Below are 23,826 nucleotides of genomic sequence, written 5' to 3' on the forward strand. Positions count from 1 at the left end.
CTCAAGCCTGCTCCACCTCAATCCCCAACACCCGGTAGTCCTCCACATTGCCAGACGCCACATGCCGTTCGGTGATCAGCGTGTGCACACGGTTGCAAGGCGCGACGACAAAGGGCTCCACCGCGCCCAGCTTATCGGCGGTGGTGACGGCAATCACATGGGACGCACAATCGAGCATCGCCTGCTTCACCGGCACTTCATCAAAGTGCAGTGAGCTCAAGCCCACCTGCGGATGAATCGCGCAGACCCCGGTAAACAGCAGATCGGCCTTGATGCCCGCCAGCAGCCGCAGGGTTTCGTGGCCACTGGCCGACATCGTCGCCGGGTTCAGCTGGCCGCCAGCCAGGATCACCTTGATGCCTTTGTACTCGGACAGGGTAATGGCCGTCATCGGCGACGCCGTGATCGCGGTGATGGCGATGTCCGTCGGCAGCGAACGCGCGATCTGCAAGGTGGTGGTGCCCGAGTCGAACACCACGATCTGACCGTCCTGCACCCGTCGCGCAGCCAGTTGCGCCAGATGGGTCTTCACCTCATCGGTTTCGCTGATCCGGGTGAAATAGTCCTTGCCCGTGTCTTTGGGTCGCGGCAACGCCCCGCCGTGCACTCGCTGCACCAGGCCGGCGCTGGCCAGTTCCGCCAGATCGCGGCGGATGGTGTCTTCGGACACCGCGAAATGCTGGCTCAATTCCGAGGCCATGACCTTGCCATCACGTTCGAGGATCAACAGGATTTTTTGCCGGCGCACTGATGGCAGTTCCGCCGCGGAATGGTTGTCTTGCATGTTTTTGCCCGTTTATGCGTGTAACTGCGTGTTGCACGAGAGTATCTGCAACCCCCGGCAAAAACAACGAACCGGCCCGATATCATTTTTTTCGATCTTTCAAATCATTACAGCGAATTTTTCATTTTCCCCTGAGCTGTTCAAGATGGCGCCGTCACTCATGTTCTGGATGGAAACCTCATGAATATCAATTTTGCCTTTGCGTGCATGATCGTGGTCTCGTTCACCATTGCGCTGGTACACGCCTGACCGACAGGTCGTGAGGCGTCAAGATGTGCAAGGTCGCGGGAAAAGCCTGACAAATCAGGAATATGCTCTATAACCAGTGGTGACACGATTTCCGATCAGCGGGTACTGGAAGGCGCCCCCGGAAATTGATCTCTAAAAAAGTTGCGGACAATTGAGTGCCCGCCTGGAGACGCCACGATGAAACCCCTGAAAATAGCCGCCAGCGACGGCGCCGCCGCAAGCTTCAAGAACGCTCGGGAAGTGGTAGCGCTCAGCCAGACCGATTTCACCAACGTCGCCGTGGCGGTGGTGTCTGTGAATGACGTCATGGCCGGCGCCCTGGGTGCCATTCAGCGCACCGGTTTCGACATTCCGATTTTCCTGGTGGCCTCGCCGGATTCAGCCAACCGTCCCCGGGAAGTCTATAAGCACCTGACGGACGTGCTGCTGCAAGTGAACGGCATTTTCGATCTCACACGCACCAACGCCGAGTACCATGGCAACCAACTGGAAACAGCGGCCCGAGCCTATGAAGACAGCCTGCTGCCGCCATTCTTCGACTCCCTGAAGAAGTACACCGAAGCGGCCAACGCGACCTTCGCCTGCCCCGGTCACCAGGGCGGTCAGTTCTTTCGCAAGCACCCGGCCGGCCGACAGTTTTTCGACTTCTTCGGCGAGACGCTGTTTCGCGCCGACATGTGCAATGCCGACGTCAAGCTCGGCGACCTGCTGATCCACGAAGGCCCGGCGCTGCTGGCGCAGAAACACGCCGCGCAAGTGTTCAACGCCGACAAGACCTACTTCGTGCTCAACGGCACCTCGGCGTCGAACAAGGTGGTGACCAACGCCCTGCTGACCCCGGGCGACCTGGTGCTGTTCGACCGCAACAACCACAAGTCCAACCACCAGGGCGCGCTGCTGCAGGCCGGGGCCACGCCTGTGTATCTGGAAACCGCGCGCAACCCCTACGGCTTCATCGGCGGCATCGACGCCCACTGTTTCGACGAAGGCTACCTGCGTGAGCTGATTGCCGAAGTCGCCCCGGACAAGGCCCAGCTGCCACGGCCGTTCCGCCTGGCGATCATTCAGTTGGGCACCTATGACGGCACCGTGTACAACGCCCGGCAAGTGGTCGACCGCATCGGCAAGCTGTGTGACTACATCCTGTTCGACTCGGCGTGGGTCGGCTACGAGCAGTTCATTCCGATGATGAAAGACTGCTCGCCGCTGTTGCTCGACCTGAACGAGAACGACCCGGGCATCTTCGTCACCCAATCGGTGCACAAGCAACAGGCCGGTTTCTCCCAGGCCTCCCAGGTGCACAAGAAAGACCGCCACATCAAGGGCCAGGCCCGCTATTGCAACCACCACAGGCTGAACAACGCCTTCATGGCCCAGGCCTCCACCAGCCCCTTCTACCCGCTGTTCGCCTCGCTGGATGTGAATGCCCGCATCCACTCCGGCCGCAGCGGCCTGCGCCTGTGGGAAGACTGCGTGAAGTTCGGCATCGAGGCGCGCAAGCTGATTCTCGAAGCCTGCACCATGGTCCGCCCGTTCGTGCCGGACACCATCGAAGGGCGCGCCTGGGAAGACTACCCAACGGAAGACATCGCCAGCGACATCCGCTTCTTCGAGTTCCATCCCAAGGACCGCTGGCACGCCTTTGCAGGCTACGCCGAGAAGCAGTACTTCATCGACCCGTGCAAGTTGCTGTTCACCACGCCGGGCATCGACCCGGTGGACGGCAGCTACACCGACTTCGGCATTCACGCCGGCATCCTCGCCAACTTCCTGCGCGAGAATGGCATCGTCCCGGAAAAATGCGACCTCAACTCGATCCTGTTCCTGCTCACCCCGGCCGAAGACTGGGCGAAGATGACCCACCTGGCCGCCCAGATCGCCCGCTTCGAACGCTTCATCAGCGATGACGCGCCGATGAGCCGGGTGCTGCCGGCCATCTACGCGCAGCATCAGGAGCGCTACCACAACTACACCATTCGCCAGCTCTGCCAGGAAATGCACGACCTGTATCGCCACCACAACGTGCAGCAACTGCAGAAGGACATGTTCCGCAAGGAACACTTCCCGAAAAAAGCCATGAACCCGCAGCAAGCGCAAATCGAGTACATCCGCGGCAACGTCGAACTGGTGGCGTTGGCCGATGCGGACGGGCGTATTGCCGCTGAAGGTGCGCTGCCCTATCCACCGGGAGTGCTTTGCGTGGTGCCGGGTGAAATCTGGGGGGGCGCGGTGTTGAAATACTTCCTGGCGCTGGAGGAAGGCATCAACCGCTTGCCCGGCTTCACGCCGGAGTTGCAAGGGGTGTACCTGAAGCAGGAAGGCGGTCGTACCCGGGCGTATGGGTATGTGATCAAGGCTTGATCCCCGGCCAGGCGCTGTTGCAGACCCGGGTCTGCGCCAGCGTCTGATTTTGCATTCACCTCAGGCTTGCGCAGCACGCTCCCCCGGCGTTTCCTGGCCACAGGCGCCCGCCTGGGGCAGCAGGCTGATTTCGACGCGTCGGTTGGCCGCGCGCCCGGACTCGCTGTCATTGCTGGTGACCGGCTGGCTGGCGGCAAAGCCCTGGACCGCAAAGCAACTGTCGGGGATGTCGCCCATGCGTTGCATCCAGTCACGAACGGCAGAAGCTCGCGCGTGGGAGAGCAGGAGATTGTCCTGCGGGTTTCCACGGCCATCGGTATGTCCGCCAATGACGATCAGCCAACCGGGCTGGGCCTTGATGTCGACCAGGGCGCCGATCAGGATCTTGGTCGAGCCCGGCTTGAGCTCGGCGCTACCAGCGTCGAACAGCGACAGGCTGTCCAGGCGCACAGGCTCGACAATCGTTTGTGCCGGCTCAAACAGTTGGGTAAAGCGCTGCTCGCCTGCACCGGTAGAGCCTAACCACCAAGCGCCGCTGACCAGGCCCGCCATGGCGGCTGCCGCGCCCAGCCACAGGGCAACGCGACGCTTGGCTGGTTGCATTTCAGGCATGGGGTTGGGTGGCAACATCACCACGGGCATCAACAGCGACGGTGCCGGTGCCGGTTCCCTCGGTGGCAGCGATAAGGTGCCGAGCGCAACGCTGCTGCGCTGCGTACGCTGGACCAGGCTTTCGATCTGCTGACGCAAGGCGTGCAATGCGACCAGAGGCGGCTGTACCTGTTGATCCAGGCGCTGCTGCAAACGCGCCAGTTCGGTGTCCAGCTCAAGCAACGCGGGGAAGTTTTGCGCGCTCAACGCCCTGTTGCGCAGCAGCGGCTGCCATTGCACGAACAGCCAGGCCAGGAGATCCAGGCGAACCGAGGCCATAGGCGGCCATAACGCCGGCCATTGACAACACAGTGACTCGATCAGCGCCACCCCCTGCACCATGCCTTCCAGGCCGTGGCGCTGACTGCGCGCCAAGGCAAACGCAGCCGCCGTTTGCAGGTCCGCGCCGTTCTGCTCGAACAGCGTCAGACACCACTGCTCCACCCTGGCCCAGTCCACGTCGGGACAGGCCGGGTGACTTAACTTCGCCAACTCTTGGCGCAGTGACACAAACTCACCAAAACCGCGCGGATCACCGCCCAGCCGAATACGCATTTCAAATAACACCGTCAGCCTCCCTTGCCATTCAGGTTCACGATTACGACAGCCATTGCTGTCGTTTCAAATGTCGCACCAGGACTTTGCCTTCCGGTGCCACGGTGGTACCGAAGGTGATTTGCCGGCCGCTTTTGAGCAGCACGTCGAGGCTGTACTCCAGATGACCCGGCAGTGTCTGCTCGAGCAACTCGATATTCACGGTCGCCAGGCGCGGTTCGTACTTGATCAAGGTGTCCTGCATGATCCCCATCAGCTGATGAGCCGAGCCAGGCAAACCCTGCAGGATCTGGCCCATGTCGGGAAGGCCGTAATCCGGCAGGTGTGCGAGTGCACCGGCCCGGCTGTTGAGGATGCGTTGCAGGTTGTCCAGTACCGACAGCGAGTGCTGGTCTTCTTCGCTGACCTGATGCAGGTCCAGGTCGCCGTTGAAGTTCTGCAGCAGCGTTTCATAGAGTGAAGGATTGAACTCGGTCATCGGTTACTCCCGAGCCAACGCGCGCAAGGTCAATCGGTTGTCTCCCAGTTCGATGATCCGCGCCCGTTCCGGGTCGAGGTCATCGCGGGTCAAGGTCAGACGCCAGTTATTGATCTGCGTATCGGGGTTGCGAAACAACGCCACCACCGAGACAAAGCGCGCGTCCTTGTCCAGTGGCACATTCAGTTGCGCGCCTTCGCCCGGTTTGATCACCAACGCCCGGGTGTCGAGCAAGTCGCTGTCGAGCACTCGTTCGTCACCATCGAGCAGGCTGTCGTAGGAAGCCCTCTCCAGCGCTTTGCTGTCGCTCAGTTGGTAGACCCGCACCAGCGTCGGAACCGACATTGCATTCATGTCCGCGACATCGGTGTTGATCGCCGTGCGGGCACTGAAATCCAGGTGCAGGGTTTTTACCTGCTTGTAGAAAATCGACCGGGTGGCGGAGGCGGTGCCCTGCGTGACGGACTGAGTGACCCCGCAGCCGGCGAGCACTGCCGCCAGCGTCACCAGCATCAATGAATTACCAACGGTACGCGACATGCTGTATTTCCCTGTTCCGAGTGTTCTTCGACAGGCCTTGGTAGCGACCCAGATTGATGGTGATCGTGTCGTGCTCCGCGCCCTGCCAGGTGTCACAGCCCGAGCCCAGCATGCCGGTCATCCCCAACAGGATGGGCGCCCGCCCCAACACCGGTTGCGGCAGGCTGCGCACCGGCAGCGAAAGCTGCAGCTTCGCGGTACAACGCCAGCCCAGGTACACCCGCAGCAACACCCGCAAATCGTTGTACAACTGGCCATCGGGCAACCAGCCGCGTGCTTCGTCCGGGTCCCGGGTGAACAACGCCAGATGCAACTGGCTGTTGGCGTCGCAGCCAGTCGCCCCCAGCGGGGTCCCCCGGGACAGGCTCACCGGGTGACTCGCGGACAGGCTCGCCGGCTGCGCCAAGGCAATTTTCTGCGGCCAGTGCGGCGTGATCCGCACCTGCGTCGCGGGTGCGAGCAGCGTCACCAACGCCGTGATGCCTTCGGCGTTACGGGTGGGCATGCGCATCACGCCAAGCAGCGCCAGGAACCGCGAAACCGGCGTAGCAATGCGCTTGGCCGTGCCGGGAATGCCCAGCCCGACCAGGCCAAGCAGGCATTGCGAAGTCGCATCGCTGCCGCCCGCTTCGAAGGTGGCCGGGTACGAATACTTGCGCCAGATCCGATAGAACTGGGTGAATATCCGGTGGTTGAAAATGTCGAGAAAAGCTTCCAGCGCTTCATGCCCCTCGCGGCGCTGGGCAATGTCGTCGACAAAAGCCGTCGGCAATGGCGAGTCCACACCGTACAACCCCAGCAGGCGCGTGCGCACTGTCGCCGGGTGCAGCGGTTGATCGGCGTCGGTTTCGATGGCCTTCAGTTCACTGGCGGGAAATCCCATGCCGGGGTCGGGGCGAAACCGTACCGGGTCATCCGCCGGGTGGTTGGTGCTGCCCAGTGGCGGGTGATCCGGCAGGGCCTGTTCGAGCAACTGGCAGAAACGATACAGATTGGCCTCGGCCACCCGCCCGTCCAGCGCCTCGAGTAACCCGCTGGCTTTCAGCCGGGAATACGCTGACTGTGGTTCTCGTTCCATCGCAGGCACTTTCCAGATGGTTGAAGGATCAGCGTGAGCTGGTTGAACAGGTGAATATCGGCGTACAGACCGAAGAAACGATGGAGCATTTCGCCGAACAGGCTGATGTCGCCCTCACCGGAAAAACCATGGGCGTCGAGGGTCACTTCGATGTCCACGCCGCGCAGCAGGAAACCTTTTTCGAAGCGCTGCACCAGGTGGTGATTGACCTCGACGATGGCCGCCAGGCGACGGCGGTTCAGCTCGCTGTCCGTCCAGTCGTACAGCGCCAGGGTGCCGCGCAACACTTCGGCGTTATCGAGCATCGGCAGGAAATTCGAACCCAGGTGGCTGAGCACTCGCCAGTGGAACCGGTCGCGGTTCGGCGGATAGCACGGCAAGGTCGGGGCGCTCAGATTGCGCACCCGCAAACCGGTCTGGGCGGAGTTGGCCAGCGTATCGAGCAAGGTACTTTGCAACGCCTTGCGCGGCAGTTGGCCGTGGGTACCGGTCAACTGCAGGGACAGACTCTGGCTCGCCTGCAGCCGATCCTGATCAAAGCCGTCGCCGCCCAGGATCAGCCAGGTATCGTGCAAGCCATTGGCGCCACGCTTGAGGCGCGTATGGAAATAACGCTCGGGGGCCTCGTCGCGCAGCATGCCGCCCTTGTGGCGAAAGCTGCTGAAGGGCACGTAGTCAAAACGCTCGGCGTTCTTCGATGCGGTGACCTGATCCACCGAGTAGATTTCGGTGTGGCCGTCCTGCAGGCGCATGGGACGCAGCAGGTAGTCCGATTGCAATGGCGCCAGCGTCATCGGATCGGCTTCCAGGGTGAACAGATTGATCACCGGCACCGCATGCAGACGAATGTGTTCGGCACTCAGGTTGAACGCTTGCGGCCACGACTCGCGCAGGACCACCTCCAGTTCGAACCAGGGCATGCCCGGTGTGATGCTCACCTGTTCCAGGCCATGGAGCGTCACGAACATGAATTTCTCGCGGAAGGTGAAATACTCCAGCAGCAACTGATACCCACTGAACGCGCTGTCGCCCTTTGGCCACAAGCGGTCCTCATCGGCGAAGCCCTTGGGCGCGAAATGGCCGGCCAGCGGGTAACGCGACGCCTCCCCCGGCAGGCGCACATACAAGGCCTGGGCATTGAGAGTCAGTGCCTGATGCAGTGCGCTGGCCAATGGCGCATCGGCATTCAGATACAGCGACAGGCGACTCAGGTCGACCTCGCTCCAGTCGCTCAACGAATCACAGGCAAAGCGCAGGCGCAGCAACGAGCGGCCGTCGGGCTCGTGGTCCAGACGCACCGATTCCAGGTCGATGGGTTGCAGTGTCAGGTCCTGGGTGGTGGTGTAGCGACAACGAGTGCGCTGCGGCCCGATGGGTTGCGACAGCACTTCAAAGCCGGCCGCGATCACCTCGCTGCGCTTCATCTGTGCCCCTTCAGGCGCCAGTTCGACAATGGCCAGTGATGGAATGGTGCGCAGGTAATGCGGCCACAACAGGCTGACCAGGCCCTCGGTCAGCTCCGGCAAGTCGTCGTCGAGCTTTTCACGCAAGCGCCCCATCAAGAAGGCAAAGCCTTCGAACAGGCGTTCCACATAGGGATCGCGCGTGCCCGGTTTGTCCAGGTTCAGTTGCGCCGCCCGGTCCGGAAAGGCTTGCGCAAATTCCTGGCCGGCTTCGCGCAGGTAGCGCATCTCGGCGTCGAAATAACGCAGTGTCAGATTGTCCATGCTCAAAAAGAATCCTGATAAATGAGGTTCAACCGCACAGCACCGCGGCGCGTACCGGATCAATGGCCACCAGCGCCGCGAGCAATGCTTCCATGCGCCGGCCTAGCGCGGCCTTGTCGGCATCGTTGCGTTGCGCCTTCATGCGCGTCAGCTTGAGCAGGCGAGCCTTGACTTCAAAATTCAGCTCCGGCTCCCATTGCGCCAATGCCTGGCGTTGGGCCGTGGCATCCAGTTCAACGAGCAGATGCGTGGCCAGGTCAGTCTTGCCACATTGCTCGGCCACTCGCGCCATCAGCAGGCGCAGCAGCCAGCGCTGACGGCCGGTATGGATGCCGGGGCGCTCGGCCAGCCAGGCCAGCGCATGCTCGACACCGTCGCTGTCGGCCTGTGCCAGTGCCTCGGCCTCCAGCGACAGGATCTCGACATCGGCAAACACCGCCGCCGGGGCCGGTTCGGGCAGCCACTGGCGGGACTGATTGCCGCTGACGTGCTGACTGATCCACTCGCGGGTCGTCTCGTCGGCAAAAGGCGTACCGTCGTTCCAGCTCAACACCTCCAGCCCCGGCAAACGGTCGAGGAACATGCCCAGGTCGCGCTTGACGATGTCGGCCCAACCGTCCTGGGGTGCCGGTTGTTTGCTCAGGGCCTGGACCAGATACCACTGCAGGTCCAGCCAGAAATGGTTGACGCCCTCGGCGAACGTCCACTCGACCTGATCGAGCAATTCGCTCCAGCTCTGTTGCAGATACAGGCGTTTGAGTTGCGCTCTGGATTCGCCTCGGGGCGGTGACAGGCGCGTCATGCCGCTGGCGTCCTGCAGGGGTGTCTGGTGCAAGGTATCCCAGCGCAGGCTCTTCATCAGGTGGTGCGCCGCCAGCCAGCCTTGTGGCTGGTCGCGCAGATAACCTGCGAGGGTCCGACCACTGTCCAGCAGATCGCGTCCGGACTTGATGACCGTGGCGCCCGGTGTGCTCGCCGCACTGCCGGACTCATGACTGGCACTGTTCTGCGGCACCACCGCATCCACCCCGCCGGACTGCGCCAATCTTGCGGACAACGCCCCATACAGCGCGCCCAGTTGCGGTCGTTGTTCCTGCGGCCAGGCCTGCAGCCCACGCTCCAGCCAGGCCAGCGCCGCCACCGTGCGCTCCGCTTCGGCCTTGACCACTTCCGGGTACAGCGACAGGCTGTCCAGCACCTTGCCGCTGGTCAACCACTCCAGGGCCATCTTGCGGCTATTGGACCGTACGGGCAGCACGTCACCGGCGTAACGCTCGACCATCGCGGCCAGCAGACCCAGGCCATCGGCCAACCCCCTTTCACCGTCTTTGTGCAGACGCGCCCACAGGTAATACGTGGCAACGCGCAGATCCTTGCAGCGCTGGCTGAGCAGTTTCTCCGCCAGTTGAACCACCTCGTCGACATCCGCGCCAGAGAGCTTGTTGACCTCTTCACGCATGCGCTGGAAATCATCGTCGTAACCCGGATCCTCGCCGACAGCCGACTGCACGCTGATGGGTTGCAACCAGGACTGCCAGTGTTCAGCCTGAGTGCGGGCAAGGGACAGCGGGTCGCGTTCGCCCAGGCAGCGGGCGATCAGTTTGAGCAGGCTCATGGGTAACTCCCGTTCTGCGCAACAGGCAGCGCTTGCGTGCCCTCGCCGAGAAAGATCTGCGCCGGCAATTTGAAGTCGCGCAACTTGAGCAACGCCAGCGGCCCTGCGCCCATTTCCGTGCGAAGGTTCCAGGTCAGGTCCAGGCCATCCGGCGCCTTGAGCTGCACGCGGAACTGGCTGTCGCTGTCGTTCAGCGCGGTGACCCGGGCTTGTTCGAGCAGGCGGATCAGCCCCCAGGTGCCTTCGAAATCACCGAACAGGCGCTCGTTGGCATGCACGCTGATCCAGCTCAGACGGGTGCCCGGATGGTGGCTCAAGCCCGGCCAGCTGAAGCGCTGCCAGCGTTCCTTCTGGTTGAAGTACTCATGTTTTTCGCCATTGAGAATGAAGGTGGTCTGCACCACGTCACGCACCGGTTTGCCCCGCAGCTCGAAGCTCAGGCCCATGCCGCCATCGGTGTAGAGCACGTCGGCGAGGTGGCTGAGCTGGTTGATCGCGCTGAGGAACTGCGGATTGAAACGCAGACCCTGGCTGTGCCGGGCATCGGCCACCCAGCGGCTGCCTTCCTTGCGCAGCACGCCCCCCAGTTGCTGTTGCAGAAACTGTTCGATGCGCCCGGAGTCGGCGCGGATCATTTGCCCGAGCATCGGCAGCGAGGCATCGCTGCTGGTGGCGGCAAAGGGGTAGCGACCGGCGAAAGCGCCGTGCCAGTCCTTGACGATCGCTCGCTGCCACTGGCTGTTGAGGCCCGCCGTCGAGGGTTGCAGCACCCGTTGCCAGGCCTGCTCCAGCGGCTGCACGAACAGGGTCTGGCCGATCCCGTCCCATTCGGCGCCGAGGCTGGCGGCGAGCAGGTTGCCGTAGGCCCGGGTGTCGGTGAGGTCGACGCTATGCCCCTGGAACACGCTCTGCGCCAGGGCCTGAGTCATGGCCTGCGGGTTCGGCGCGTTGCTCACTTGCTGCAGCTTCAGGCGCACCCGCGTGACCCGGTTGAGGAAAGCTTGCAGGCTCAGGCGCTCGCTGTCGTTGTTACGCTCGGCGTCCTTGCCCAGCAGACTCAGCAACGGCCCGAAGGTGGCGTCCAGCGGACCACCCGGACCGCCGAGCGACTGCTCGATCGGCGGCACGCTGTCCTGGGCGATCAGCTTCTGCGCCGACTTGATCAACGACTCACCCAGGGCCTGGCCGCGCGTGCCGGCCTGCCCCTGCCAGGCCAAGGTATTCATCAGCGCGATCAGGGGCGACTGGCGCACGTCGCTCATCAGCGCCAGTTGATCGATCACCTCGCCCAGGCTGTCGACCGGTTGCCAGCGCAGGTGGTTGAGGAAGTCCAGCCAGGCGTTGGCGTAGTCCTGGAAGTAGCGCTCGGTCAGGCGCTCGCGCAGTTGCTCCGGGCTCAATTCGACGGCGAGGCTGGCGGGATTGTCGCTGAGCACCCAATCGATCTCCTCGCGACGAGCCTCGGCGATAGCGGCGATGGCCGGCCGCACCTGGCCTTCCCAGGCCTGGCGGGTGAACACGCCGGGCACTTCGGCCGATGTGGAGAACAGCGCCGTCGCCTCGGTGTCGCCGACCATCTGCTGCAGATTCAACGCCGGCGCGTGATGGGCCGCGCTGTCGAGAACGCTCTGGTACAGGCTGGTTTCGCCATTGCGCTGGCCGAGTTGGCCGAGCAGTACTTGGCGGGCCTGGGCCACCAGCCGGGGGTCGGCTTCGATGCGCCATTGCGGATGGCGCGCCAGTTGCTGCGCGTAGAACTCCCACAGGCCCGGCGACAGTCCCGCCCGGTCCGGCTCGGTGTCGCCAAGGACCTTGGCCAAGAAGGCCGCGTCGACTTTTTCCGGGCGTGCCAGCATCAGGTAGGCCTTGAGTTGCGCGTAGGCCACACCAGCACGCTTGCTGCGTTCGGGGCTGTCCGGCGGCAGTTTGACCAGCGCGTTGAGCCGCGCCTGCAAGTGGGCCACCGCCGGGTCGCGCAGCAAGCGATTGTTGGCCTCGACGTAACGCGGCCACAGCGTGGCCAGCAGCGCATCGTTTTGATTCAGGCCAAAACACTGATACCACGGTGTGCCGTGCTCGGCGCGGTAATCCAGGCGCCCGAGCTCGCGCACCAGTTCGTTGAACGCGAGGAATTGTTCATCAGCGCTTTGCGATTGTTCGAGGGTGGTCAACACCGTCTGCACCTGGGCGATCTGCACGCGGTTGGTGGCGAACGACAGCAGCAGTCCGGCGCCCCAGACCACGGCCAGGCCCAACGCCAGCCCATAAGCGACGCGCGGCGCGCTCCAGCCCAAGCGCCGGCTGCGCGGTTTCGGGGCGTCCAGCACGCCCTGCCAGACCGGGCCCATCGGCCAGAAGTGGTCATCTTTGCGCACCGCTTTACCGGTCAGCGGCAAGCTGAACCACAACCCGCGCAACGGCAGGTCCTGCCGGAAGACCCCGAACCACGGCGCCAGCGCCTGGCGCCAACGGGCCAGACCTTCGACCTGCAAATCCCGCGACAAACGCAGCAGGAAATCATGATCGGGCCGCATGCTCATCTGCACCCAGCCTTCGTAGCGCAACGGTTCCAGCAAATTTTCCAGCGCGTGTTCCAGGATCGGCGGCGTCAGGCGTGACGGCAGCGCGCAACCGACCGCCTGGGTTGGGCGCTGGTCCTGCGCCCACGAACTGGCGCAGACCTGCCACACGTGCAACGGCAACGACCAGCCCAGCGTGCGCGCCAGATCTTGCAGGTGACGTGCGCCGTTGCCCATCAGGTTGTCGTCGGCGCTCTGCTCGGCGTTCAGCGCCCAGACCACGCCGTCGAGGGCGCACCAGCGGGTCAAGGCGCGACAGCGGTCGAGTACCGAGGCGTCCAGTTTGGTTTGCACACTGCCACCCCAGAGCAACAGGGTATTATGGTCTTCCAGCCAGTTGTCGTTGCTCAGGCCGGGGGCGATGGCCTGGATCTGCTCGGGTTCGCCGACGATGAGCAGGAGGCGGGTTTTGTGGCGCCAGAGGTGGCCGTGGCGTTTGCGCAAGGAAGCTTTGATCGCCGCGATGGTTCGTGCTCCCGGCGTATCAACGTTTTTTTCCGGGAACACTTGCGCAGGCTGGTAAACGTCATCCGTATCAAGCCGGCCATAAGTTGAATGCCCCAACAGCCGTCCCAGCAATGGATAACCACCCAGGAACATCGCCACGATCAAGGTGCTGGCCGAGACCACCGAAAACCAGAGGGTTTGCCAGCCGCTGCCGGATTCAATACCCAGCGACTCAGGGTGATACCAGACCTGTGCAGCCAAAACCAGACCGGCGACCACCAGCACGCTGACTAAAACACCTATCCCTACAGAGCGTCGAAACTGCATTCGAGATTCCTATTTCGAAAGGGGTGACACGGGCATCAGCACCGTGCTCCAAAGCCCATCGGCGACGGCGCCGCCACTGAAAATGAATTGCGGCCCGCCACCGCGCTCAATCGCCTGCGCCGCAGCGGCTATGGCCAACCAAGGTGCTGCGGGTCCAGGATGCCCAAGCAAATCATCGAGACTGCAAAAACCCTGGCCGGGCTTGGCTGGCAGAGGTAATTCCGCCGACACCATCGACAAGGCGGCATGACGTTGCGCATCAATACCCACGCGCCAAACCTGCTCGATGGATTGCGCACCCAGTGGTACCCAGTCGAGGGCTTGACGTGCGGCGTAGAGCAGATCGGTGTCGGTGGGCATGCGCTCCGGTTCGGGACGATGGAGGTAGGCGATCGGCGCCAAGGTCGTTTGCGTCAGACGGTTGCCCAACAACAAGCCAACAGCAACCTCTGCCGTGCCTTCGGGCTGCTCCAGTGCAAACTGCACCGCCACCACCATCAGCAAGGCCTGATCGTCAATGCGCTGGTCAAGCCAGTGATCCACCGCGGCCAACCCGCTGCCTTCGACAGGAATCGACGATTGACGGATACCGGACGCACTCCACGCCTCTCGCCACACGCGACGCAACACCCCTTCAGGCAATCCGCTTTCGACCTCCAGTAAAAATGCCATTGGCGCACCGTCCGGTAACGGCTCCAGAGTTCGCGCCAAATCGCCGAGCAACTGCTTCAACACGTCCAGCAGCAGGAGTTCGGGGTCTTCCCTATCGCCTGACAAGTGACTATGACGTAACGGTGTTGCCCCCTCCCGCACGGGTCGAGTCGCAATAGAGGAGGTCCCGCTCAGAAAAGCATCCAGTTGCGCGGTGGGCTGATCACCTGGTTCTCGAAGGGCCGTATACAGACTCACACCCAATAATTGTTGGGAGCGACGCCCTTGCCGGGTCTTGCGAATCAAATCGTTCTCCCGAGCTTCATCCCAACCATCGGCAGCACTTTGTTGGCCTATGTAAATCAGTGCTCTCCCAAAACCCAACACGCACCAGCCAACCAACGGTACCCCCAGGGACAGTGCCCAGAAGTTCACTGGCTGCTGATGCAAGTCTGCAGGCCCGAACAACAACGCCACCCCCGCCCCCATCAGCCACAACAGAGGCAGCAAACCTGCCCAAAGCCAGACACGAGGGCGCGCAGGTCTCACCGCTAATGCTGGGACTCGATCCAATCTGACTGGCATGGGCTAATTCGCACCCGCTACAGGCAAGGAAGAAATCAACGCACAACCGCATGCGCAGCGATGGCCATCGAAAGCGACCGGGACACCATTGTCACGAAACGCCGGATGCCCCTCAGCAATCACCGTACGGCCGTGGCTTCGACAGCGCACCGGATCCCCCTCGCGCGCCACACCGACACCCTCGAATCGCATATCGGTGGACCCCGAAAGTACGGTGCCGTCACCGGTGGTTTTGTCGCCGATACGGATGATGCCTTTCATGCTTTGATCCTTTTTTTATTGAACGGAAAATTTCTAGTTCGGGTTCTCTTGGCTCAATACGTCTTGCGGTAAAAAAGCGCCCTCACGCAAAACAAAGTTCGTAAACTGCAAGGGTCGCCCGGCAGCATCGACATGCTCGAACCACTCAATGGAAAACCCCTTTAAGTTCCATTGCACTGAAGAGAAATCGGAATCTTGCATCTGATCCCCTGTGTTCTGACTTGCCAGTGAAATCGAGCGCAAACAACTACTCACCAATACTTTTATTTTTTCGTTCAAAACTGCGCCAGCCACGTGATAGACATGAAGCCAGACCTCGTTACCCGCACCACAAGCGCCTGAAGGGCGTGCAGAATTCGAAGATAAAACCTGGAACAGCGAGACATACTCCCTTCCCCCGATCGTGTGCTTGTCTCTGTCATAAAACACACCACCCACCTCGGAAAATAACTTCACGTCATACACCGCTCCATCGGCCATCTGCAGATGCACCTGCCCGCCATTATTTTTTAGCCACACTGTTTCGGCATTCGCGCAGGTAACCGCCGCCAATCCAAGCAACAACCAAACCAGGAACTTTCCGAGCTTATTTACCAAGCACATGATCTGCATAACACACTCCCTGGTATTGCCATGGGTGATCATCCGACTGTCCCTTAGATCCCTTCGAATAGGTATCCTTATCTCGCTCTCGCAATTGCGCTTCCGTTTTGTCTTTATTCATTTCGTTATCCATCGACCAGCCTATATTTCCGGTATTGGCATCACACAAAAGGTTCTTCTTTCTGACCCAGGAAGCAGAGACCCTATCCCACTCATGATAAGAACCACCGTTCCACCGGCTGAACACTTCATGGCGCAGCTGATCATCTGTATAGGTTCTGCCTGCCTGCCCCAGGTATTTTTTGGCGATGCGCACTTTGTCCTTATAAATCGAAGATCCCGCCAGAATGTTGGCTTTCCAGTTCCAGACTTGCTCGTAATTTGGCACCGGATTAGTCATTTGCGTGATACCGAAACCTTTATCAAAGGCAACTATTGGCTCGCCATCCAAATTTATGAAGTGCCTTGAATGAGTCTCTTGCTCAAGCAGCTTTTCGAAGCCGGTCATATCATCAAGACTAGCTATATAGCGGGCGATACTCTCCTGCGTAGGATTCTGCCCTTTTATAAAAACCGTTCTTGTCAAGGCCTTATCGCTGACACTTACGCTCACCGTCAGAGTACCGCCAATAACTTGATCAAAAAGACTCACCTTCCATACTCTATTGCTGCTAACAAAAGAGCCAGATTCCTTGAAGGTTTGCAGAACTTTGTCCTTGCGAACTCTCTCCCTCAATCCGCTGACTTTCGCTTCCCACTCGATCATCCACGACCACTTGTAGTCCCCGAGGATTTGAGTGTGAAACTCAAAAACAATATCGGGCAACATCGCGTCCTGCGTAATTTTGAATACCGCATTTTCTGCCGGTGACAGCCAAGTCAACGTACTTTCCGCAGACACGACCTTGATGACGGTGTCGTCAGTATTATTGGTACTACTCGCATGTATTACTTGCTGCATGCTAGCGCTGTCCTTTTGAAATTTACCCGTAGTAGTCCCTAAACTTAAAAAGCCAGCCGCAACAACTCTTAACTAACGTTTACCAAGAGCCATAAGGAATCCCATGCTGATCGATATACAACTGGGCCTCAGGCTTCAGCGCCCGGTAGTAAATATCTTTGCCGTTCAGATACGGTCCTCGTGGTTCGACCTCGGCCTGAAAACGACCGACTTCCTTGTAGCCCAGACAGCCCGACCCCACCCAGACCTTAACGATACCGCCGGGAGCCATCCCTAGATTTACTCTGTTGCGATAAAGCGTTACTTCCTTTTGATCCGCTATACAAAACGCCCGCTCCGGCTTGACCATCTCGTCACGCACCCACTGTGGGATCGTGATCCTGATCTTGTAAGCCTGTGGTTCCACCAGCGATTGCCAGCGCAGAAAGAGCCGCTCCGGCAGATCGACATTGTTGACCGGTTTCGTTGCCCCCCCACCCTTGTGCCAGCCCTCCGGCTGACCGGTGTAACTGACAACACCACCATGTACACGGAAAAATGCCAGCCCCCGCTGATCGAGCACATCCAGGGTCTCGACCCAGACTTCCATGAAAAGCGGTGCGGCCAAGCCGACGTACCAACTGTCATAAGGCAAGTTAGGCGGTGCGGGTGGCCGAGGCTCACTGGCGCAGGCGCACAGGCTCAGCAGCAGACCGGTGATCAGACTCAAACGCTTCATTGCGGATACCCCTTTTGCGGCTGGTTGGGGTAGACGTTGCGCTTTTTGTTCGGCGCCGGTTTGTTGATGAGCAGACCAGCACGAGGGGTCCAGTGAGCGGATTGGTGAATGTAGCGATTGCGCAACAAGCACTCCTCGGCGGGACCGAGTCGAACTTCGTTGCCCGCCAGCGCTTGCTCCAGGATTTGCTCGGCGATGGGTTGTAGTTCATCCGGCAAGCGCAAGCGTTTGTCTTCGTCACTTATGACTTCAAACGGCACGCCATGACGCACACCCAGTTCACGCATCAAACGCAGGGCAATCAGCGCCAATTCGCCACGCACAGGCCGGTCGAGGACGATCACTAACCAATACTCATCCACTTTCGATTCAGCCTTACCGCGCGGGACCGGGGGGATCGGCCAAGCCTTGACCTCAAGGGTGCCACTGCCGGACAAGCCACTGTCACGCAGGGCCAGCGCCTGGGCCTGGAGTTGCGCCCATTGCGGATGGGACTCCGGCCGCTGGTAGGCCGACACGCTGATCCGCTGCGGCTGGGTGACCCACAAGCGCTCCCGGCCATTCGGAAGGTAGCCACCGCCGATATCCGAATGCACGCCGGGCAGGCTGATTTGTCGATGACCGTGCAGCACGCTGTTGAGGGCAAAGTTCAGACGGTGCTCGTCCCGGGCCTGCAACTGGATAATCTGGCGGGCACAACCGGGGGGCAGGTACAAGTTGACCCCCGGGTTGTTGTCGTTGGCTACGCTCAGGTCCATCCCCAAGATCGCCGCAACGGTGTCGAACAGCCCGACCAGGTTGAGGCTGACATCCACCGCCGGATCGAAACTCGCCGGCAGGCCAAAACGCCCGCCTTGTAGCAACGCGGCGAACACTCCCCGCCCGGGCCTGAACAATTCGTTGACACAGTGCCGCGCGGCGGCGGCCCCGCGACTGAAACCGAAGATGTCGAACTCGATGCGTCGAATAAAGGTGCCGGGGTTGGATTCAATAAAATCCCGAAGTTTTTCAACCAATACCGCAGGCACCCGCTCAACTCGCGCCACCACCCCGGTTTCCCCCCGGCCACTGGCCTGATCCACTAGCGAATCTTTGGCTCGACTGCGAGTGCCAATGCCCGAGAGATAGACCCTTACGTAACCGATCTCTGCCTCTGCCTTGAGCGGTGTCGCTGTGCTATCCGGGTACAGGTCATACAAATGCGCCACATTACTCGGCGCATTGCCATAACTGTTATCCGGTGCACTGGCAAAACCACTGCCATCAAACTCGTCAAACCCATACTGCTTGCACAGCTGCACAATGCTCGCCAGTTCACTCTGATCGAACAATTCAAGGTCGTCCCGCCGGCATTGTTCTGTGGCGGCGGAATTGCCCAAGTTGTTACCCGTGCCATCAAAGAACAACCCCAGGCGTAGGGTGATACCTTCGAGCTCCTCTTCCTCCTCCTCTTCTTCCATGTCGTAGGTCAGCGATAGCGCTTCAGGCTTGGCGGTGTACACGCGCTCGGTGAAGCCCTGGCTGTCGGTGGTACCTTTCCAGACCTTGCCGGAAGCGGCGGTGATTTTGTAAGGCACGTTGGCGCGGGGTTGCTCGCCATCGCTGGCGAATAGCCGGAATTGCTCATGAAACTCAAGCGGCGGGTCGATGCGTTGCGGCACTATTGGGATCAGTGGGGTCTGGGTGGCTTTGCCCTGCAAATACTGATAATCCGCCGACTTGACCTTGTAGTCCCCGGCCGTGCCCGATTCGATGCCACACGGTTCCAGGCTGAGGTAGCTGCCGCCCCCGTTGAGGACGATTTTCTTCTTCGCGGTGATGTGGATTTCGTCTTCGGTGCTGGTGATATCCAGGCCATGACGGGCGAGTAATTCCAGTTTGTCGTTCTGCGCCTGGATCTGCACCGCGCCCTGATTGGCGATCAGCTTGATCCCGAGCTTGCGCACAAACAGGCTCAGCCCCTGACCCACGCCGATGAACAGGCGCCTGACCACGCTGAGGTCGGCTTCACCGCCGGCGTTGAGCATCAGGTTGTGTTGCGCTGCCAGTTGCAGGTGCTTCCCGCTGGTGAGGGCGATGCCTTGCGGCGCGCTGAGCAGCAGGACCTGGGACTTGAGCTGTTCGAGGTCCTGGCGCAGCAGGTTCAACTGCGCGGCCACGTCCGCCGGTTCGGCATTGGCGGCCTGGGCGTCGACCGAGAGCTGTTGCAGCTGTTCACCGGCCTGTTGCAGGCGGCCGACGGCAGCGTCCATGCCCAGCACCGGGCCCTGCGCCTTGGTCTGCGCATCGGCACTGATGAACAGGCCCTTGCCGCCACGAATGGCACCATGACCATCGCTACGCAGCTCAAACCCTTCCCCACGCTTCTGCTTCTTGGCATCCACCAAATGCCCCAGATTCAACTGACTCTTGCCCCCATACTCGGTACTGAGCTTGACGTGCTCTTCCCCGCGCCGGTCTTCCATGCGCAGTTTGTTGTTGGCCGGGGTGCGCAGCACGTTGCGGGTGTAGTCGCGTTTGCCCAGGGTCACGTGGTCGGGGTGTTGGTCGTCGTGCAGGGCGTGGGCGATGTAGGGTTTGTCCGGGTCGCCCTGTTCGAAGGCGATGGCCACTTCGGTGCCGCAGATCAGCGGCAGGTGCAGGCCGTGGGTATCGCCGGCGTAGGCGCGGGCCTGGCGCAGCCATTTGCTGTCCTGGCCGGGTTTGCGGGTGTCGCGGTCGAAGAGGAATCTGACCCGGTAGCGGCCTTCGAGGTCGATGTCGGCGTAGGGGTCGTTGGCTTTCGGGCTGGTGACCCGTGCCGGCAGGGTGCCGGCGATTTGCGGTTTGGGCGCGAGCGGTGGGCGGAAGCACAGGCGTTCGGCGTAGGGCATGGCTTCGAAATGGCATTCGAAGCTGCGGTCGCGGGCGGCGTGGGTGGTGAGGCCGGTGAGCACCGCGCCGCGCGCGAAGGCCTGGGGCGCGCCGCCGCTGATGTTCAGTACCTGGCCGGGGGCCAGGGTGGCGCTACTGCTGGTGCCGCTGAGGTGGGTCTGTTGGTTGAGGTAGCGCTCGTGGCGCAGGCGCGCGTAGAAGTAGCCGCTTTCGCTGAGCAGGTCTTCGTCCTGGTGGTAGGCGTTGCCGAGCACGCTGTAGGGTTCGGCGTAGTGGTAGGCCTCGCCGTAGGTGTGGGGTGCGCCATGGGTGGCCGGCTCGCCGCGGGTCTGGTCGACTTCGCCGTCGAGGTAGGCGCGGGCGTCGCGGGGGTGGTAGGCGCGCACGCTGACTTGCTGTTCCACCATCTGGTGGCGGGTTTGCAGGGCCCAGACGGCGTCCTCGCCGCTGCTGCTCAGGCCGGAGGGCGAGCGCATCGGCAAGGCGACGTCGAACTGGTAGCCACGCTGGTCGTCGCAGAACTCGACGACGTCGATGCTCAGGCGTTCGTCGCTGGTGCAGCGGTACCAGATGCCGACGTCGGCCAGCAGGCGGGTGATGAAGTCCAGGTCGCTTTCGTTGTACTGCATCACCTGCTCGCGGCGCGGGTACTCGCGATGCAGGCGGAAGAAGAAGTCCTGGCCGAGAAAATCGTGGCGGCTGCGCAGGATGCTTTCGACGATTTCCGGGACGGATTGCTGCAGGTAGAGGCGCGTTTGCCGGCCACGGGCGAGCCGTCCCAGGCGCGGTTGCAGGGTGATTTCGTAGCGCGCTTCGTCGACCGAGCCGGACAGGCGCTGGCAGCCGCTGATCACGCCGTAAAACGTGCGCAGCGGTTTGGCCGGCTTGGGTACTTCCCAGGCCATCACGGGCAGGGTTGACGGCGCGGCGTGCAGGCTGAATTGGGCGTATTGGCCGAGCAGTTGTTCGGCGCCGAGGTCGAGGTGGCTGGTGGTGAATTCGACGGTGTAGGTGAACGGCTGGCTGAGGTGTTCTTCGCCCTTGAAGGTGAGGACGTCGAGGGTGGTGTCGAGGCCGTCGACCTGGAGTTTGTGGCGGCTGTGGTCGAAGAAGGTGCGCAGTGCGGTGCTCATGGTCAGGCTTCCGTGGCAGTGAATGACGACGCGTCCTGTGCGTCGGTAAATTGCAACGTGATGCCCTCGTCGTCGCTGTAGCCCAGGGTCACGCCGAGGGTTTTGTGCTGCGCGGCCTGACGTTGCAAGAGCTGTTGGCTGAGGACCGGCAGAATCTGCTGGTTGAGCAGGCTGTCGATGTTGCGTGCACCGGTGTCGGGCAGCAGGCAGGCAGCGACCAGCGCGGCGTGGAGTCCATCGTCGATCTGGCAGGCCAGGCCGTAGTGGCGTTGCAGGCGCTTGGCGACCCGGGCGAGCTTGAGCCCGACGATGCGCTTGAGTGCATCGGCCTGCAGCGGGCGGTAGATCAGGGTCTGAAAGCGGGCAAGCAAGGCCGGCTGGAAGTGCTCGCGCAGAATCGGTCGCAGCCATTCGTGCAGCGCGCTGTCAGTTGCGTCGGGTTGTTGCTGCAGGCCGTTTTGCAGCTCATCGCTGCCGAGGTTGGAGGTCATCAGAATGACGGTATTGCGAAAGTCGATTTCGCGCCCTTCGCCATCGCGCATGAAGCCGCGGTCGAACACTTGATAGAACAGGTTGAGCACGTCGCGGTGAGCCTTCTCCACTTCATCCAGCAACACCACGCTGTAGGGCCGCTGACGCACCGCTTCGGTGAGCACGCCACCCTGGCCGTAACCGACGTAGCCTGGTGGCGAACCTTTGAGCTGGCTGACGGTGTGGGCTTCCTGGTACTCGGAAAGGTTGAGGGTAATCAGCGACTTTTCGCCGCCGAACAGGCAGTCCGCCAGCGCCCGCGCGGTTTCGGTCTTGCCGACGCCGCTGGTGCCCACCAGCAGGAACACACCCAGCGGGGCCTGTTCATCGGTCAAGCCGGTCTTGGCCGCGCGCAATCGCTGGGCCAGGGCACCGAGGGCATGCTCCTGGCCAATCACCCGCTCGGCCAATTGCTGTTCCAGGGCCAGCAGGCTGGCCTGTTCGTCCTTGAGCAGGCTGCCCAGAGGCACGCCGGTCCAGTCGGCGATCACTTCGGCGACGCTGCGGGCATCGACGTCCAGAGACAGCATTGGCCGGTTGCCCTGGGCCAGCAACAACCGTTGCTGTAGCTGCGCACAGTGGTCAGTGCACAGGGGGTCGGCCTGACGTGCGTCAAGCAGTTGCCGGGTCAGGTCGAGTTCATGACGGTATTGGTCCAGCAGATCGTTTTGCTCTTGTTGCAGTTCGACCTGTTGTTCGGCGATCAGCGTCAAACGTTCGCTGGCGGCGCTGCCATTGAGTTGCGCGTCTTGTTCAAGCGCCTGCTGCTCCAGCGTCAAGGCGGCGTGCCGGGCCTTGAGTCGGACCAGCACCTGGGGTTCACAATCGAGGCTCATGCGCACGCGAGCGCTGGCGGTGTCGAGCAGGTCGACAGCCTTGTCCGGCAACTGGCGGCCGGTGAGATAACGCCGCGACAGGTTGACGGCGGCCTGCACCGCCGCATCCTGAATGTGCACACCATGATGGCTGGCATAGCGCGCCTTGAGGCCGCGCAGCATCAGGCAGGCGCTGGCGTCGTCAGGCTCGTCGACCTTGACCATCTGGAAACGCCGCTCCAGCGCGGCATCACGTTCGAAGTACTGTTTGTATTCGCTCCAGGTGGTCGCGGCGATGGTGCGCAACTCGCCACGGGCCAGGGCCGGCTTGAGCAGGTTCGCGGCATCCGCCCCACCGGCCTGGTTCCCGGCGCCGATCAGGGTGTGGGCTTCGTCGATGAACAGCAGCACCGGGTTGGCCGATTGCTGCACGGCGTCGATGACGTTTTTCAGGCGTTGCTCGAACTCGCCCTTTACCCCGGCGCCCGCTTGCAGCAGCCCCAGGTCGAGGGTGCGCACGCTGACTGACTTGAGGCTGTCCGGAACGTTGCCTTCGGCGATGCGCAGGGCCAGGCCTTCGACCAGCGCGGTCTTGCCGACGCCGGGTTCGCCCACCAGGATCGGGTTGTTCTTGCGCCGGCGGCTGAGGATGTCGATGACCTGGCGGATTTCATCGTCACGTCCGAACACCGGGTCGATCTGCCCGGCCTGCGCCTTAGCGGTGATGTCCTGGGTGAATCTGTCCAGTACCGCTTGCAAGGCATCGTGCCCGGCTGCGCCGGGGACAGGTAACGCCGGGGGCTGGTCCAACGCACTTTGCTGTTGGACGTGCGGGCGTTCCTCGGAGTGCTGATCGAGCAGCCCTGACAGCTGCTGCAACTGGATTTCATTGAGGCTTAGCATGGGCCAGGCCGCATCGCATGCCAGCAGCTGCGGACTGTCCTGCAACGCACCCAGCAGGTGCGCCGAGCGCAGGCTGTCATGCCCTTCCAGTGATGCACGCAACCAGGCGGACTCAATCAGTTTCTGCAATTTTCCGCACAACTGCGGCTTGCCCTGCACGCTGCGCGGCAGCATGTCGATATGGTCGAGCAAGCCGCGCCACAGCACATCCATGTCCCACTCATAGCGACGGGCGATAAGGGTCAGATCGCCCTCGCCCTGTTCCAGTAATTTGAGCAGCCAGTGTTCGATGCTGATCCGCCCATGGGCACGGCTTTGACACAACGAAGCCGCCGCGCTGAGCGCCTGGGCGCAGTAGGGGTTGAGACGGCGAAGCAGGCGCGTGGAGTTGTCGGTCATG

At 61.8% G+C, this 23,826-nt stretch carries 15 protein-coding genes and 1 pseudogene; 1 reads left to right on the forward strand and 15 read right to left on the reverse strand.

Features of this window, described 5'->3' with window-relative positions:
• Window position 1: 1 nt before the first annotated feature.
• The gene (locus tag KSS91_RS16945; RefSeq protein WP_217835485.1) at window positions 2-784 is read right to left on the reverse strand and encodes a DeoR/GlpR family DNA-binding transcription regulator; all 783 of its coding nucleotides are present in this window, start codon (window positions 782-784) and stop codon (window positions 2-4) included.
• Between the two features lie 426 nt (window positions 785-1,210).
• Between KSS91_RS16945 and speF the strand changes: the two genes are divergently transcribed.
• On the forward strand, window positions 1,211-3,394 hold the full coding sequence (speF, locus tag KSS91_RS16950; protein WP_217835486.1) for an ornithine decarboxylase SpeF: 2,184 nt from the start codon (window positions 1,211-1,213) through the stop codon (window positions 3,392-3,394).
• A 60-nt stretch (window positions 3,395-3,454) separates the two neighbouring features.
• Here speF and KSS91_RS16955 read toward each other — a convergent pair whose 3' ends face one another.
• From KSS91_RS16955 to tssH, 14 genes and pseudogenes are all read right to left on the reverse strand, one after another.
• On the reverse strand, window positions 3,455-4,600 hold the full coding sequence (locus KSS91_RS16955; RefSeq protein WP_225923691.1) for an OmpA family protein: 1,146 nt from the start codon (window positions 4,598-4,600) through the stop codon (window positions 3,455-3,457).
• Window positions 4,601-4,643: 43 nt separating this feature from the next.
• The gene (gene tssE, locus KSS91_RS16960; RefSeq protein ID WP_217835487.1) at window positions 4,644-5,078 is read right to left on the reverse strand and encodes a type VI secretion system baseplate subunit TssE; all 435 of its coding nucleotides are present in this window, start codon (window positions 5,076-5,078) and stop codon (window positions 4,644-4,646) included.
• A 3-nt stretch (window positions 5,079-5,081) separates the two neighbouring features.
• The gene (tssJ, locus tag KSS91_RS16965) at window positions 5,082-5,618 is read right to left on the reverse strand and encodes a type VI secretion system lipoprotein TssJ (RefSeq protein WP_217835488.1); all 537 of its coding nucleotides are present in this window, start codon (window positions 5,616-5,618) and stop codon (window positions 5,082-5,084) included.
• On the reverse strand, window positions 5,599-6,696 hold the full coding sequence (gene tssG / locus KSS91_RS16970) for a type VI secretion system baseplate subunit TssG (protein WP_217835489.1): 1,098 nt from the start codon (window positions 6,694-6,696) through the stop codon (window positions 5,599-5,601). Before tssG ends, tssJ begins: the two co-directional genes overlap by 20 nt.
• Window positions 6,660-8,429, reverse strand: coding sequence for a type VI secretion system baseplate subunit TssF (tssF, locus tag KSS91_RS16975; protein ID WP_217835490.1), 1,770 nt, complete (start codon window positions 8,427-8,429; stop codon window positions 6,660-6,662). Before tssF ends, tssG begins: the two co-directional genes overlap by 37 nt.
• 22 nt (window positions 8,430-8,451) lie before the next feature.
• Window positions 8,452-10,038 (reverse strand): type VI secretion system protein TssA, encoded by a 1,587-nt coding sequence (gene tssA / locus KSS91_RS16980; protein WP_217835491.1) that lies wholly within the window; start codon window positions 10,036-10,038, stop codon window positions 8,452-8,454.
• Window positions 10,035-13,391: an ImcF-related family protein gene (locus KSS91_RS16985; protein WP_217835492.1), complete on the reverse strand. Its 3,357-nt coding sequence runs from the start codon at window positions 13,389-13,391 to the stop codon at window positions 10,035-10,037. Before KSS91_RS16985 ends, tssA begins: the two co-directional genes overlap by 4 nt.
• Before the next feature lie 9 nt (window positions 13,392-13,400).
• A complete protein-coding gene (locus KSS91_RS16990; protein WP_217835493.1) occupies window positions 13,401-14,627 on the reverse strand; it encodes a KPHS_23130 family T6SS system protein in 1,227 nt (408 codons plus the stop codon).
• 3 nt (window positions 14,628-14,630) lie between these two features.
• Complete coding sequence (locus tag KSS91_RS16995) at window positions 14,631-14,888, reverse strand: PAAR domain-containing protein (RefSeq protein ID WP_217835494.1); 258 nt, start codon at window positions 14,886-14,888, stop codon at window positions 14,631-14,633.
• 33 nt (window positions 14,889-14,921) lie between these two features.
• Entirely contained in the window at window positions 14,922-15,500 is a 579-nt protein-coding gene (locus tag KSS91_RS17000; protein WP_217835495.1) for a hypothetical protein, read from the reverse strand.
• Window positions 15,475-16,452 carry a hypothetical protein gene (locus KSS91_RS17005; RefSeq protein WP_217835496.1) on the reverse strand — a complete coding sequence of 326 codons (978 nt, stop codon included), beginning with the start codon at window positions 16,450-16,452 and terminating at the stop codon, window positions 15,475-15,477. The genes KSS91_RS17000 and KSS91_RS17005 overlap by 26 nt, the downstream gene beginning before the upstream one ends.
• A gap of 79 nt (window positions 16,453-16,531) precedes the next feature.
• Window positions 16,532-17,170, reverse strand: coding sequence for a DUF2931 family protein (locus KSS91_RS17010; protein WP_217835497.1), 639 nt, complete (start codon window positions 17,168-17,170; stop codon window positions 16,532-16,534).
• A 1,708-nt stretch (window positions 17,171-18,878) separates the two neighbouring features.
• Window positions 18,879-21,177: pseudogene (locus KSS91_RS28820) on the reverse strand (type VI secretion system Vgr family protein); the annotation flags it as partial.
• Between the two features lie 2 nt (window positions 21,178-21,179).
• Entirely contained in the window at window positions 21,180-23,825 is a 2,646-nt protein-coding gene (tssH, locus tag KSS91_RS17020; RefSeq protein WP_217835499.1) for a type VI secretion system ATPase TssH, read from the reverse strand.
• Window position 23,826 lies beyond the last annotated feature (1 nt).

Source organism: Pseudomonas azerbaijanorientalis (assembly GCF_019139795.1).
In the GTDB taxonomy this organism is placed as follows: Bacteria; Pseudomonadota; Gammaproteobacteria; order Pseudomonadales; family Pseudomonadaceae; genus Aquipseudomonas; species Aquipseudomonas laurylsulfatiphila.

Bases quoted from the DNA above. Each gene is read 5' to 3' on its own strand.
- KSS91_RS17010 (WP_217835497.1), bottom strand. From the start codon at position 17,170: ATGAAGCGTTTGAGTCTGATCACCGGTCTGCTGCTGAGCCTGTGCGCC.
- KSS91_RS16995 (WP_217835494.1), bottom strand. From the start codon at position 14,888: ATGAAAGGCATCATCCGTATCGGCGACAAAACCACCGGTGACGGCACC.
- tssG (WP_217835489.1), bottom strand. From the start codon at position 6,696: ATGGAACGAGAACCACAGTCAGCGTATTCCCGGCTGAAAGCCAGCGGG.
- speF (WP_217835486.1), top strand. From the start codon at position 1,211: ATGAAACCCCTGAAAATAGCCGCCAGCGACGGCGCCGCCGCAAGCTTC.
- tssJ (WP_217835488.1), bottom strand. From the start codon at position 5,618: ATGTCGCGTACCGTTGGTAATTCATTGATGCTGGTGACGCTGGCGGCA.
- KSS91_RS17000 (WP_217835495.1), bottom strand. From the start codon at position 15,500: ATGCAGATCATGTGCTTGGTAAATAAGCTCGGAAAGTTCCTGGTTTGG.
- KSS91_RS17005 (WP_217835496.1), bottom strand. From the start codon at position 16,452: ATGCAGCAAGTAATACATGCGAGTAGTACCAATAATACTGACGACACC.
- tssA (WP_217835491.1), bottom strand. From the start codon at position 10,038: ATGAGCCTGCTCAAACTGATCGCCCGCTGCCTGGGCGAACGCGACCCG.
- KSS91_RS16955 (WP_225923691.1), bottom strand. From the start codon at position 4,600: ATGCGTATTCGGCTGGGCGGTGATCCGCGCGGTTTTGGTGAGTTTGTG.
- KSS91_RS16985 (WP_217835492.1), bottom strand. From the start codon at position 13,391: ATGCAGTTTCGACGCTCTGTAGGGATAGGTGTTTTAGTCAGCGTGCTG.
- tssH (WP_217835499.1), bottom strand. From the start codon at position 23,825: ATGACCGACAACTCCACGCGCCTGCTTCGCCGTCTCAACCCCTACTGC.
- KSS91_RS16945 (WP_217835485.1), bottom strand. From the start codon at position 784: ATGCAAGACAACCATTCCGCGGCGGAACTGCCATCAGTGCGCCGGCAA.
- KSS91_RS16990 (WP_217835493.1), bottom strand. From the start codon at position 14,627: ATGCCAGTCAGATTGGATCGAGTCCCAGCATTAGCGGTGAGACCTGCG.
- tssE (WP_217835487.1), bottom strand. From the start codon at position 5,078: ATGACCGAGTTCAATCCTTCACTCTATGAAACGCTGCTGCAGAACTTC.